Raw genomic sequence first — 12,990 nt, 5'->3', positions numbered from 1 at the left:
CTCGTGATCGGGTGCGAGCGCTGGTCCAAGCGTCTCCCCGGAGTCATTGGCCTGAGAGTTTCACCGCGTGTGAGGCGGCTTGCACCGTGGGCGAGGAACGTGGAGGTTCCTGCTTTTCTCCGTGGTCGCCTGGTGCCGTGCGGTGACTGAGCCTGAGAGTTTGACGGGGAGTATTGCTCCTTCGGCGCTCCATGCAGGCCTGCCGGCCGGGAGGGCCCGCTGTACTCGGCTCTTGCCGACGGGCATGGAGTCTCTCCCGCGCGGCGTCATCGGCGCGGTATTCGGTTGTTGTGCTGGACGCTACGTAGCGCCGGTGGCGGAGTCAACCGCACGCGGACGTGATCCATGACCCGGGCCGTGCCACGGTGCGGCCGTCCGTGCCCGGCTTCAGACGAGGCCGAGAACGAGTCGCAGCGCTTCCGCGAGTTCGTCTTCCTCCTGGGGTGACAGGCGCCCCACCCGTGGGCCGAATCGTCTTTCCGGGTCGACGGCCCGAACCTGCTCCACGAGTACACGGGCGGGCCGAATTCGGTTACTTTTCCGGTGTGGTCGAAGCACCGCTTGTGGGGAGCTCGCTGTAGAGCTGGCGCAAGCCCTCGATCAGAGCGGCCAGAGCCAGTTCGAAACTGTCGTTGTCGATCTCGACGGCGTGCTTGCGCAGCAGGTGGGCCTGCGCGAGGTTGGGAAAGTGGTCACCGTAGAGGTCGGCATCGTCGACGAAGCCGTGTGAGAAGGATCCCATCGCGCCGCCGACCACGAGATACTTGGTGGAGGCACCGATCATGGTGGCGTAGCGCTGCGGCCAGCCCGCGCGGGTGAGGCCGCCGTGGACGGCATCGGCGCGCCGCAGCGCCGCCTCGCGGCGGGCCGGGCCGGAGGCGATGAACGGCACGAGGTTCGGGTGCGCGGCGAGCGCGGCGCGGTAGGAGCGTGCCCATGTCGCCAGCCCGGTGGCCCAGTCCCGCTCGAAGTCGGAGACGTCGATCTGGTCCATCACGGTGTTGGCGAGGTCGTGCAGCAGGTCTTCCTTGGTGGGCACGTGATTGTACAGCGATGCGGCGCGCACCCCGAGATGTTCGGCGAGACGGCGCATGGACAGTGCCTCGAGTCCCAGGGTGTCGATGATCTCCAGTGCCCCCTGGCGGATCCGCTCGGACGACAGCAAGGGGCTGCTCGGTCTGGGCACTGCGGGCCTCCTCCCGTGTACGGGTGCCTCCATGGTCGCTGCCGTGGGGCTTGCCAACGTGCCGTCGGTGGTCTTAGGGTCCCATAAAACTAACAACGTTAGTTACCGGCGTTCCCTTCCCGGAGCGGAAACGTCCGGTTGTACTGCCACGGAGGTCGATGATGACCCGAGAAGATCACGGCCGGGCGCACAGTGTCCCGGGGCGGTCGACGCTGTCCCTCGCATCGGTGCTCGCCGAACCCGCCCGCCGGTATCCCGACAACACCGCGGTGATCGAGCGGGACGAGCACGTGACCTATCGCGAGCTGTGGGAGCAGGTGCGCCGCTACGCGGCGGTCCTGGCCGCGCGCGGCGTCGAGCCGGGGGACCGCGTGGCGATCGCCGCCCCGAACGTCATCGACTTCGTGCGTTCCTACTACGCGGTGCACACCCTGGGCGCGGTCGTGGTGCCCGTGCCGCTGCTGCTGGTGCCCGATGAAGCGGCATACCTGCTCGGTGACTCCGCGGCGGAGCTGATGATCGCGCACACCGGTCAACTCGAACTGGGGCGCGGTTGCGCCGAGCGCGCCGGAATTCCGCTGATCACGGTCGGCGAGCGAGCGGGCGGCGACGAGCCGTCCCTGACGGATCTCGCCGCATCGGCCGAGCCTGTGCCGAGTTTCGCCACGCGCGGACCCGACGACCCGGCGGTGATCTTCTACACCAGCGGCACCACGGGGCGACCGAAAGGGGCGGTGCTGACCCAGCTCAACATGGTGATGAACGCGACGGTCAACGCGTTCGACGCCAACGACACGCGCTCGGACGACCGGGTTCTGGGGTGCCTGCCGCTGTTTCACGTCTTCGGCCAGACCGTCTCGCTGAACACGACTTTCCGGGCCGCGGCGACCCTGGTGCTGCAGCCGCAATTCGATCCCCTCGAAGCGTTGAACCTCATCCGCGACCACGAGATCACGCAGCTCAACGGCGTCCCCACGATGTACATCCGGATGCTGGAGGCCGCACCGGACGACCTCGAGGTGCCCAGTCTGCGCCTGTGCATCTCCGGGGGTGCGGCGCTGCCGGTGGCCGTCCTGGAACGCTTCAACAAGCGGTTCGGCACGCAGATCCTGGAAGGATACGGGCTGTCGGAGACCTCGCCGACGGCGACGGTGAACCAGCCGGTGCACGGGGTGCGCCCGGGAACCGTCGGACACCCGCTGTGGGGCATCGACGTCGAGATCGCCGACGCCGCCGTCGACGAGCGCATCGAGCTGCTCGGACCGGGAGAGGACGGCGAGGTGGTCGTGCGGGGCCACAACGTCTTCGCCGGCTACCTCGGCAACCCGGAGGCGACCGAGGCCGTGCTGGTCGACGGCTGGTTCCGTACCGGTGACATCGGACGCAAGGACACCGAGGGCTTCCTGTCCATCGTGGACCGCAAGAAGGATCTGATCATCCGCAACGGATACAACGTCTACCCGCGCGAGGTGGAGGAACTGCTGGTCCGCCATCCCGGCGTGGCCCAGGCCGCCGTGATCGGCCTCCCCGACGAGCAGCGGGGCGAGGAGATCTGCGCCGTCGTGGTTCCGGACGGCGGTACGGACGGCGAGGATGACGACACTCTGGCCGAGAAGGCGATCATCGAGTGGGCCGCCGAGCGGACCGCGCACCACAAGTATCCGCGCCGGGTGGTGTTCGTCGACGAGTTGCCGCTGGGGCCGAGCCACAAGGTGCTCAAGCGGGAGCTTCGCGTCCGCGTCGGTGCGGGCCTGCCGAGATCGTGACCGAGAAGGAGAAGTGACCGAAGGTGAGTGAGGAACTGAACGGCCGCGTGGCGGTGGTGACCGGTGCTGCGAGGGGTATCGGAGCGGGAATCGCCGAGAAACTGGCCGCCGAGGGAGCCGCGGTCGCCGTGGTCGACCTCGACGAGGAAGCCTGTGCCCGGACGGTCGAGCGGATCACCGCGGAGGGCGGGTCCGCGCTCGCGGTGGGCGCCGACGTGACCGATGCCAACTCGGTCGAACAGGCGTTCTCCCGGGTGGCCGCCGAACTCGGGCCGGTCGGGGTGCTGGTCAACAACGCCGGGGTCACGCGGGACAACACGCTGCACAAGATGTCCGACCAGGACTGGGACATGGTGATGGGCGTGCACCTGCGGGGAGCGTTCCTGTGCAGCCGGGCGGCGCAGAAGCAGATGGTCCAGCAGCGTTGGGGCAAGATCGTCAACCTGTCCAGCGTGTCCGCGCTCGGCAACAAGGGGCAGGCGAACTACTCCACTGCCAAGGCCGGGATCCAGGGCTTCACCCGGACGCTGGCCATCGAGCTGGGGCCGTTCGGGGTGAATGTCAATGCCATCGCTCCCGGATTCATCGTCTCCGACATGACGGCGGCCACGGCCGAACGGATCGGGATGAACTTCGAGGACCTGCAGGCCAACACGGCCGAGGTGACTCCCGTGCGGCGCGTGGGCACGCCGGAGGACATCGCGAACACGGTGGAATTCCTGACCAGCGAGAAATCCTCGTTCATCACCGGACAGACCCTGTACGTCGACGGCGGGCGCAAGCTCGGTTGACAGGATGCGCGGCTCGGCTTGCTTGGCGGTGCGGGTGGCGGAAAGCGGCTGACACCGCTTGCCTCCACGGCCGTCAACAGTCGGCCGACCACCATCCGCACACTCTCCAATACGTCGGAACCACTCTTCCAAGGAGCACCATCATGGTGGACTTCTCACTGTCGGATACCGAGCGCGACATCCGCGACTGGGTGCGCAACTTCGTCCAGCGCGAACTGATGCCGCTGGAGCCCGAGGTGTTGCGCAGGGAACGCGCGGGCGAGCGTGGGCTGAGCAAGGACGAGCTCGCCGAGCTGCGTGACAAGGCCCGCCAGGCCGGGTTCTGGGGGGTGCAGACCCCCGAGGAGTACGGCGGGATGGATCTCTCGGCGGTGCTGACCGCACTGATCGAAGTCGAGCTCGGACGTACCTTCGTCCCGTTCAGCTTCGGCGGCTACGCGGACAACATCCTCTACTACGCCAATGAGGAGCAGAAGCAGCGCTACCTGATCCCGACCATCGAGGGGCAGCGCAAGTCGTGTTTCGCGATCACCGAGCCCGGTGCGGGTTCGGACGCCAAGAACATCCGGACCACGGCCCGCAAGGAGGGTTCCGAGTGGGTCATCGACGGTGAGAAGACGTTCATCACCGGCGGCATCGACGCCGACTTCGCGATGGTGTTCGCGGTGACCGACAAGGACAAGGGTGCCGACGGCGGCGTCACCTGTTTCCTGGCCGACCGGGACATGGGATGGAAGTCGGAACCGATCGACATCATGGGCGAGTGGGACCGCATGCCCGCCTCCCTGGTGTTCGACGGTGTCCGGGTGCCCGAGGAGAACGTGCTCGGCGAGGTGGGCCAGGGCTTCGCCCTGGCGATGCAGTGGATCGGTCGTGGCCGCTACCTGCTGCCCGCGCGGGCACTGGGTGGTTGTGAACGCCTGCTCGACATGGCGGTGCAGTACTCCAAGGGTCGGGAGACCTTCGGCGAGCCCATTGCCGACCGCCAGGCGATCCAGTGGATGATCGCGGACTCGGCGGTGGAGATCGAAGCGTTGCGCTGGCTGGTCCTGCAGGCCGCCTGGCAGGTCGATTCCGGCATGGACTCGCGGCATGCGCAATCCATGGCCAAGCTCCACGGTGGGGTGCGGGCCAACGAGATCGTCGATCGGGTGATGCAGATTCACGGCGGCATGGGCTACACCAGGGAGCTGCCCGTCGAGCGCTGGTACCGCGACCTGCGGCTGCTGCGCATCTTCGAGGGCACCGACGAGATCCAGCGCCGGACCATCGCCCGCAACCTGATCAAGGGGCATGCCTCGATCGGTGGTGTACTCGGTTGAGTGATCGGTAGGTGCTGACAGTGCCCGTGGCCCTCACATTGTCGGTAGGCTGGTGGTACTCGACCATGGAGGTCCGGCCGGCGGATTCCAGCCGGCGGACCTGCGCCGAGCAGAGCCGAGGAGCTGCCATGTCCCTGTTCAAGAAGGTCACCGACTTCGCGAAGAGCCCGCAGGGCAAACGCGCGATGGAACAGGCCAAGAAGTACGCCCAGGACCCCAAGAACAAGGAAAAGATCGACCGGGTCAAGAACAGGATCACGGGTAAGGGCAAGTCGCACTGAGCTGCCGAACGCCCACCGGCGGCGCCCGGGTGACGCATTCGGGGGCCGCCGGAATCCCGGGCGTGCTCGTCAGCCGGCCTCGCGGCTATCGACCGAAGGTGCGCAGGCCGGTCGCGATCTCCGGTACCGAATTTGGTGCCTCTGTTTCAAAGGTGTGCTCAGTCGGCGGGTACCTGCGCCACGCCGAGGATCGACTGGCCGAACGGTGCGGGAACGACCTTCTCGGTCGCCTCGGTAACGGGAACCACGAACCGGTCGTAGATCCGCACCAGCCGCTTGTTCGGAGCGTTGCTGCCCCCCTTGCGCACGGCCGCCCACCAGGCGAGAGCGCCGAGGAAGTTGACGGGCTTGGCCAGTCGCACCGTCAGGCCCGCGCGCTGGATGGCCGAACGCATGGTTTCCGGCGTGTAGCGGCGGACGTGCCCGACGAGCCGGTCGAACTCCCCGTACAACTGCTGGTAGCCGGGCACCCACAGCACGATGGTTCCTCCCGGGGTCACGAGCCGGGACAGTGAGCGCAGCGCGGTGGCGTCGTCGTCGATGTGCTCCAGGACGTTGATGGCCATGGCGGTTTCGACCGGTTGTTCGAGTTTCGGCTGCTCGTCCAGGTCCAGAGTGCGAACCTCGACCTCGGGTCGGCCGGCGAAACGCTGCTTCATGTACTGGGCGGCATCCGGGTCGACATCGGTGAGCACATACCTCTCCAGCCCCGTCACGTGGGAGGCGAACTCACCAGTGCCCGCGCCCACTTCCAGCACGCTGCGCCCGCAGTGCGGAAGCATCAGATTGCGCTGGTAGCGCAGGTAGCGGGGCTTGCCGCTGTCGTCCTCCAGGTTTCGCCCGGTCGCGCGTTCGAATGCGCCCTGGTCCGCCACTCGCGTCTCCTCCGGAGATGTCGAACGAAGAGTGATCTCTTCGAAAAAATCGATTCGCATGCTAGCAGCGTGCGACCGCTGTGCTCGGGGTCCGCCGGAGGTTCTCGCCGAAGCATCCCGCCGGGTCGGTACCGACCGTCGAAACGGGAATACCGCGATGATCTCCGGCAGGTGTGCGTGTGCGGCATCGGCGGTAGGGTTCACAGGCACGAGACGATCATCGTGCGACCGGCCGTTGGGGATGCCATGGGCAGTGTATACATCGCCGGAACTTTCGACACCAAGGGTACGGAACTGCGCTACGTCGCCGAGCTCGTCCGCGCGAACGGGAACCCCGTGGTGACCGTGGACCTCGGTACCGGCGACACGCAGGCCGATACGACCGTGACGGCCGCCGAGGTCGCGGCCCATCACCCGGAAGGTACGGCGGCTGTGTTCACCGGTGAGCGTGGTTCGGCCGTCACCGCGATGGCCAGAGCTTTTGAACGATTCCTGGCCGGCCGTACCGACGTGGACGGCATCCTCGGGCTCGGTGGTTCGGGCGGAACGGCGCTGATCGCACCCGCCATGCGGACACTGCCCGTCGGGATCCCCAAGTTCATGGTCTCCACGGTGGCCTCCGGCGATGTGTCGACCTACGTCGATGCCGGCGACATCGCGATGTTCCCCTCGGTCACCGACGTGGCGGGACTGAACCGGATCTCCCGCCGCGTACTCGCCAATGCCGCACACGCGCTCGCCGGGGCAGTAGCGCACCCGGTCCCGGTGGGCGAGGACAAGCCCGCGGTCGCGCTGTCCATGTTCGGTGTGACGACACCGTGCGTGACATCCGTGGCCGAGCAGCTCGCGGCGGACTACGATCCCCTGGTGTTCCACGCGACCGGCACCGGTGGCCGGGCGATGGACAAGCTCGTCGACGACGGGCTCGTCACCGCGGCCCTGGACATCACCACCACCGAGGTGTGTGACCTCGTCGCCGGCGGTGTGATGAGTGCGGGCCCGCAGCGGCTCGACGCGATCGCCCGCAGCGGAATTCCCTATGTCGGCTCGTGCGGTGCCCTGGACATGGTGAACTTCGGAAGCCGGGAGACCGTACCGGAGCGCTACCGCGAGCGGAACTTGTACGTACACAACCCGCAGGTCACGCTGATGCGCACGACGCCGGACGAATGCCGCCGCATCGGTGAGTTCCTCGCGGCGAAACTCAACGCCTGCCGCGGTCCGGTGCGGTTTCTGCTTCCCGAAGGGGGCGTGTCCCTGCTGGACGTTCCCGGGCAGCCGTTCCACGATCCCGAAGCCGATGCGGCACTGTTCGAGACATTGGAGCGTGAGGTGCATCAGAACGCCCATCGCGTGATCAGCCGCTCGCGATACGACATCAACGATCCCGAATTCGCCGCGGAAGTGCTGGCGGCCTTCCGTGAGGTGATGCAAGCGTGAACGCCGACGACGGTTCCGGCTACGAGACCCGGTTACCGCCCTCCCGAGCCGAGCTGGTGGAACGTCTTCAGGGCAAGGTGGCCCGCGGTGAGCCGATCATCGGCGGAGGTGCGGGCACCGGGCTGTCGGCCAAGTGCGAGGAAGCCGGCGGTATCGACCTGATCGTCCTGTACAACTCGGGCCGCTACCGGATGGCCGGACGCGGCTCGCTGGCGGGACTGCTCGCTTACGGCAATGCCAACGACATCGTCGTGGACATGGCCAAGGAAGTCCTGCCCGTGGTCGACCACACCCCGGTTCTGGCGGGAGTCAACGGCACCGATCCGTTCATGATGCGCCGGCGGTTCCTCGCCGAACTCCGCGACCTCGGTTTCGCCGGTGTGCAGAACTTCCCGACCGTCGGGCTCATCGACGGCACCTTCCGGGCCAACCTGGAGGAGACGGGCATGAGCTACGACCTCGAGGTGGACACGATCGCCGCTGCCCGGCGGGCGGACCTGTTCACCACGCCGTACGTGTTCTCCAGCGCGAACGCGCGCGCGATGACCGAGGCCGGCGCCGACGTCATCGTCTGTCACATGGGGCTGACCACGGGGGGCACGATCGGTGCGGACACCGCCAAGAGCCTGGACGACTGTGTTGCTCTGATCGACGAGTGGGCACAGGCGGCGGCGCACGTCCGCGACGACATCATCGTGCTCTGCCACGGTGGTCCGATCTCGACTCCCGAGGACGCCGCCTACGTGCTGTCCCGAACCCGGCGCTGTCACGGCTTCTACGGTGCGAGCAGCATGGAACGCCTGCCCACGGAACAAGCCATGACCGAGCGGACCAGAGCCTTCACGAGCCTGCGGCGCGGCAGCGGTTGAGGTGCTTGCCCAGGGGCTCGCCCTGTGGGCACGGGAGCGGAAGGCAGGACTGCCGAGGGAGGAGAAAGCCATGGCGAAGGCGTACGCGAGTGCGGTGATCGCGGCTACCGCCGACCGGGTGTGGCAGATCGTGCGGGACTTCAACGGGCTGCCGGAATGGCATCCCGCCATCGCTTCGAGCGAGATCGAGGGCAGCAGACCGAGTGCCGAGGTCGGCTGCGTGCGCCGCCTGACGATGCGCGACGGCGGGACGGTGCGTGAGCGGCTGACCGCGCTCGACGATCTCGACAGGAGCTACACCTATGAGATCGTCGAAGGGCCCTTCCCGATACGCCGCTACCTGGCCACGATCCGCGTTGCCGAGATCACGGCCACCGGAAGTGCCTTCGCGGAGTGGTACGCACACTATGATGCCGATGCCGCCGACGAGCCCGAGCTGGACCGAACCTTCTCCGTCGGCGTGTTCGCCGCCGGTTTGCAGGGTTTGAGCCGCTCGACGGGTGGATGATGCGGGGCTGCGGCCCGGTCGAGGTGGTCTGACACCGGCTGTACATCAGAGCCGATAGAGTCAGTCGCGTGCCAAGCAGTGATACACCGTCTGTGACAGACGCGGTTCAGTATGCCACCACCCGGTCGGCTCCCGGTCGTGTTGTGGTGACCGGTGGTTCGGGTTTTGTGGGTCGTGCCGTGGTGAGTGCGTTCGCCGAGCGTGGGGTGCCGGTGCTGGTGGCCGATCAGCATCCGCCGCGGGTGGCGCCCGGCCACGAGGGGTTGGTGACCCATGTGGCCGGGGATCTCACCGATCCCGGTGTGCGGGAGGCGGCGGTGCCGGAGGATGCCGTCGGGGTCGTGCACCTGGCGGCGATCACCTCGGTGTTGCGGTCGGTGGATCATCCGGGCGAGACCTACACCGCCAATGTCGAGGTCACGCAGGGATTGTTGGAGGCGGCGCGGCGGCGCGGTGTGGGCCGGTTCGTGCTGGCCTCGACGAATGCGGTGGTCGGCGATGTCGGCCTCGGCACGATCACCGAGGAGTTGCCGTTGCGGCCGTTGACGCCGTACGGGGCGACCAAGGCGGCCTGCGAGATGCTGCTGTCGGGGTATGCCGGTGCCTACGGGATGGCCACCAGTGCGTTGCGGTTCACCAATATCTACGGGCCCGGGATGGGGCACAAGGACAGCTTCATTCCGCGGTTGATGCGCGCGGCGCTGGCCGGTGACGGGGTCGAGGTCTACGGCGATGGGGCGCAGAGTCGGGACTTCGTGCATGTGGCCGATGTGGTGCAGGCGGTGCTGAGCGCGTTCGATCGGGGCTACACGGGCAATGTGATCGTCGGGTCGGGGCGGTCGTTTTCGGTGCTGGAGCTCATCGAGGCGGTGCGGGCCGCGACCGGTGAGCCGGTGCCGGTGACGCATGTGCCTGCCAAGAACGGGGAGATGCCTGCGGTGATCGTCGAGATCGAGCGGGCGCGCCGCGAGCTGGGCTATGTCCCGGCGGTCGAGCTCACCGCGGGGTTGGGCACGGTGTGGCAGGACTTCCGTGGCGTCGAGGATTTCGCACTCTCAGGGACGACATGATTCGTACGCTGCTGCGTCTGCTGGGCCGGCACTGGCTGATGGCGCTGCTGGTGCTCGGCGGGATCGGGTTGCGCGTGGTCGTCGAGCTGGCCTACCGGCCGGCTCTGCTCTACATCGACTCCTTCCGGTATCTGCAGAACCTGGGGGTCTTCTTCCCCGGCGGGATCAACCCGATCGGCTACGAGCTGTTGTTGCTGGGGCCGGTGTTGCTGCTCGGGGATCTGGGGCTGGTGGTGCTGGTCCAGCATCTGCTGGGGCTGGCGATGGCCATCGCGATCTATGCGCTGCTGTTGCGGTTGGGGGCTCGGCGCTGGATCGCGGCTTTGGCTGCCGCGCCGGTGCTGCTGGATGCCTACCAGCTGCAGATCGAGCACCTGATCATGTCGGATCTGCTGTTTCAGGTGCTGCTGCTGGCCGCGGTGCTGCTGCTGGTCTGGCGCGGTACGCCCGGGCCGCGGCTGGCGGTGGTGGCCGGGGTGGTGCTGGCGGTCTCGGTGATCGTGCGGCTGGTGGGAGTGGCGCTGGTGGTGCCTGCGGCGGTGTTCGTGCTGCTGGCCGCCGGGCTGCGCCCGCGGGACGGGTGGAAGCGGCGGTGGCTGTCGGCCGGGGCCCTGGCCGGCGGGTTCGTCGCCATCCTGTTCGGCTACGCGATGTATCACATGGCCTGGACCGGAGTGCCCGCGTTGAGCACGTCGACCGGCAGCATTCTCTACGGCCGCACGGCGGTGGTGGCCGAGTGCGCCGAGCTCGACCTCACACCCGAGCAGCAGCGAGTGTGCCCCGACGAGCCCATCCCGCAGCGCAAACTCAACGGCATCGACTACTACGTCCACTACTTCCACAACGAGGACAACGTCGAGGCACTGCCGGAGGACTTCAACTACTCGGCCGTGCAGCACTCGTTCGCGATGAAGGTGATCCTCAACCAGCCGTTGGACGTCATCGGCGGGGTGCTGCGGGACTTCGCCAAGGGCTTCGCGCCGACGCGGACCCAGTCGCCGGGTGATGTCCCGCTGTCGCGCTGGCAGTTCCAGACCGAATATCCGATGTACGACGATCCGTGGTACGTCGTCGAGTGGCTGGAGCTGTACGACGACGGCACCTACGAGGTCAACGAGGACCTGGCCGGGTTCCTGCGCGCGTATCAGCTCCACGGCGGCTACACCTCGGGCACGCTGCTGGGGGCGGCGTTGCTGGTTGCCGGTGCCGCCGTGCTGGGCCTGGGCCGGGCGCGGCGGTCCGGGCTGCGCGCGGTGTGCCTGCTGCCCGCGGGCATGGCCGTCACCGTGCTGGCCACGGCGGCGGCACTGGAATTCTCCTGGCGCTACCAGTTGCCCGGGCTGGTGTTGATTCCGATCGCCGGGGCGCTGGGTATCACCGCCATGACCGGACGCAGATCACCGGACCGGGAAACCACGAGAGACACGGCTGCGAGCACAGCAACCCAGGAGGAGAACACGATGTCGTCGACCGTGCCCGATGAGGCCGATCGGTCCGATGAGGTCGACCGGTCCGATGAGGTCGACCGGGCGGCGCTGGACGGCTACGCCGAGCGCTACGGCGATCGCCGGTTCGCGCCGGTGGTGGTACTCATCGCCGCCTACAACGAGCAGGAGGCCCTCGGCGGGGTGCTCGACGGCATGCCGGCCACGAGTTGTGGTCTCGACGTCGACACGCTGGTGATGGTCGACGGGGCCACCGACGACACCGCCGCGGTGGCGCTGGCCCACGGGGCGCAGACCTGTGTGGCCCCCACGAATCGCGGCCAGGGGGCGGCGTTGCGGCTGGGCTACCGGCTGGCCGCCGAGCGCGGCGCGCAGTACGTGGTCACCACCGACGCCGACGGCCAGTACGACATCGCCGAACTGCCCGCGCTGCTGCAGCCGCTGCTCGACGACGAGGCCGACTTCGTGACCGGCTCGCGCCGGCTGGGCAGCAACGAGAACCCGCACTGGCTGCGCCGGATGGGCACCTACGTGTTCGCCTGGCTGGTCAGCGTGCTGACGGGCCAACACATCACCGACACCTCGTTCGGATTTCGGGCGATGACGGCCGAGGTCGCCACCGCGGTGCGGCTGGAGCAGCCGCAGTACCAGTCCTCCGAACTGCTCGTGGGCGTGCTGGCCCGCGGCTACCGGGTGCGGGAGACGCCCATGACGATGCACGAGCGCATCGCCGGGCACAGCAAGAAGGGCAACAATCTCTTCTACGGCTACCGCTACGCCAAGGTCGTGCTCGGCACCTGGCTGCGCGAACGCCGCCCCCGCCGGAGCACCTCGAGCTCCACCCCGGTCGGCACGGTCACCGAACCGGCTCCCGCCGCCGGCGAGCGGTGAACACGATCCGGTCCATGAGGACGAACTTCAGCACGAACATCACCGCGTAGGTACCGAGGAAGACCGCTGATACCAGGGCGATGCGGGCGCTCGGGGATTCGCTGAACCACCGCAGCGCCAGTGGCTCCACACTGCTTGTCGCGACGGCGGCGAGCAGTGCGGTACTCACCGAGATGAGAACGAAACGCAGGATTTCGCCCCGCAGTGCTCTGCGCCCGCCACCGCCCCAGGCACGCCGATTCAGCAGGAAGTTCGGTACGGCCCCTGCCAGCCAGGCGAGCACGGTGGCCACCACAGGAGAGGCTCCGGCAGCATAGGCGGTCACGAACACGAGCTGGTTCGACACGGTCGCCACCGCCGAGGCGGCGGCGAAACGCCTGAGCAACCACCCGTAACGGCCGCGGCGCGTGATGTGCCGCTCGGCGTCGGTGGTGGCGTGCTGCACGATCCCTCCTCGGCCGGTGGTGGCCGCCCGCCCCGGGCGGTATGGGCCATGTCGGTGGAACGATACTCCGGGTGCTCGGACGGCACCGGATGCCGGAAGAG

13 protein-coding genes and 2 riboswitches are annotated in these 12,990 nt (G+C 67.9%); of the genes, 9 read left to right on the top strand and 4 right to left on the bottom strand.

All coding sequences use genetic code 11. From position 1 onward, the window contains the following. Positions 1 to 30: 30 nt before the first annotated feature. A riboswitch (glycine riboswitch) is annotated at positions 31 to 130 on the bottom strand. After that, positions 131 to 269, bottom strand: a riboswitch (glycine riboswitch). 118 nt (positions 270 to 387) lie between these two features. Together DFQ14_RS22650 and DFQ14_RS12340 are read right to left on the bottom strand one after the other, a co-directional pair. Further along, positions 388 to 507, bottom strand: coding sequence for a hypothetical protein (locus DFQ14_RS22650; protein ID WP_158546696.1), 120 nt, complete (start codon positions 505 to 507; stop codon positions 388 to 390). 25 nt (positions 508 to 532) lie between these two features. Beyond that, positions 533 to 1,186, bottom strand: coding sequence for a TetR/AcrR family transcriptional regulator (locus DFQ14_RS12340; protein ID WP_114453400.1), 654 nt, complete (start codon positions 1,184 to 1,186; stop codon positions 533 to 535). Between the two features lie 161 nt (positions 1,187 to 1,347). Between DFQ14_RS12340 and DFQ14_RS12335 the strand changes: the two genes are divergently transcribed. From DFQ14_RS12335 to DFQ14_RS22030, 4 genes are all read left to right on the top strand, one after another. Beyond that, positions 1,348 to 2,952: a long-chain-fatty-acid--CoA ligase gene (locus DFQ14_RS12335; RefSeq protein WP_114453536.1), complete on the top strand. Its 1,605-nt coding sequence runs from the start codon at positions 1,348 to 1,350 to the stop codon at positions 2,950 to 2,952. A 23-nt stretch (positions 2,953 to 2,975) separates the two neighbouring features. After that, complete coding sequence (gene fabG / locus DFQ14_RS12330; RefSeq protein ID WP_114453399.1) at positions 2,976 to 3,743, top strand: 3-oxoacyl-ACP reductase FabG; 768 nt, start codon at positions 2,976 to 2,978, stop codon at positions 3,741 to 3,743. Positions 3,744 to 3,889: 146 nt separating this feature from the next. Next, positions 3,890 to 5,065 (top strand): acyl-CoA dehydrogenase family protein, encoded by a 1,176-nt coding sequence (locus tag DFQ14_RS12325; protein WP_114453535.1) that lies wholly within the window; start codon positions 3,890 to 3,892, stop codon positions 5,063 to 5,065. A gap of 128 nt (positions 5,066 to 5,193) precedes the next feature. After that, positions 5,194 to 5,346: a hypothetical protein gene (locus DFQ14_RS22030; protein WP_170206314.1), complete on the top strand. Its 153-nt coding sequence runs from the start codon at positions 5,194 to 5,196 to the stop codon at positions 5,344 to 5,346. Positions 5,347 to 5,504: 158 nt separating this feature from the next. Here the strand turns inward: DFQ14_RS22030 and DFQ14_RS12320 are convergent, their stop codons facing one another. Next, complete coding sequence (locus DFQ14_RS12320; protein ID WP_246195473.1) at positions 5,505 to 6,221, bottom strand: class I SAM-dependent methyltransferase; 717 nt, start codon at positions 6,219 to 6,221, stop codon at positions 5,505 to 5,507. A 246-nt stretch (positions 6,222 to 6,467) separates the two neighbouring features. Between DFQ14_RS12320 and DFQ14_RS12315 the strand changes: the two genes are divergently transcribed. The 5 genes from DFQ14_RS12315 to DFQ14_RS12295 all read left to right on the top strand — a co-directional run bounded on the left by DFQ14_RS12315 (position 6,468) and on the right by DFQ14_RS12295 (position 12,444). Further along, positions 6,468 to 7,661 (top strand): Tm-1-like ATP-binding domain-containing protein, encoded by a 1,194-nt coding sequence (locus tag DFQ14_RS12315; protein ID WP_114453397.1) that lies wholly within the window; start codon positions 6,468 to 6,470, stop codon positions 7,659 to 7,661. After that, positions 7,658 to 8,530, top strand: coding sequence for a phosphoenolpyruvate hydrolase family protein (locus DFQ14_RS12310; protein WP_420810159.1), 873 nt, complete (start codon positions 7,658 to 7,660; stop codon positions 8,528 to 8,530). The genes DFQ14_RS12315 and DFQ14_RS12310 overlap by 4 nt, the downstream gene beginning before the upstream one ends. A gap of 70 nt (positions 8,531 to 8,600) precedes the next feature. Continuing rightward, positions 8,601 to 9,038, top strand: coding sequence for an SRPBCC family protein (locus tag DFQ14_RS12305; protein ID WP_114453396.1), 438 nt, complete (start codon positions 8,601 to 8,603; stop codon positions 9,036 to 9,038). 92 nt (positions 9,039 to 9,130) lie between these two features. Then, positions 9,131 to 10,108 carry an NAD-dependent epimerase/dehydratase family protein gene (locus DFQ14_RS12300; protein WP_246195472.1) on the top strand — a complete coding sequence of 326 codons (978 nt, stop codon included), beginning with the start codon at positions 9,131 to 9,133 and terminating at the stop codon, positions 10,106 to 10,108. Further along, positions 10,105 to 12,444, top strand: a complete 2,340-nt coding sequence (locus DFQ14_RS12295) for a glycosyltransferase family 2 protein (RefSeq protein WP_246195471.1) — start codon at positions 10,105 to 10,107, stop codon at positions 12,442 to 12,444. The genes DFQ14_RS12300 and DFQ14_RS12295 overlap by 4 nt, the downstream gene beginning before the upstream one ends. On the opposite strand, the gene DFQ14_RS12290 is transcribed toward DFQ14_RS12295, so the two are convergent. Then, positions 12,410 to 12,889 (bottom strand): GtrA family protein, encoded by a 480-nt coding sequence (locus DFQ14_RS12290; RefSeq protein ID WP_114453395.1) that lies wholly within the window; start codon positions 12,887 to 12,889, stop codon positions 12,410 to 12,412. The two genes, DFQ14_RS12295 and DFQ14_RS12290, sit on opposite strands and share 35 nt — an antisense overlap. Between the last annotated feature and the right edge of the window lie 101 nt (positions 12,890 to 12,990).

The sequence above is a fragment of the Halopolyspora algeriensis genome, assembly GCF_003337235.1.
GTDB classification, from domain to species: Bacteria; Actinomycetota; Actinomycetes; order Mycobacteriales; family Pseudonocardiaceae; genus Haloactinomyces; species Haloactinomyces algeriensis.
This window is presented reverse-complemented; position numbering and strand designations above follow the sequence as displayed.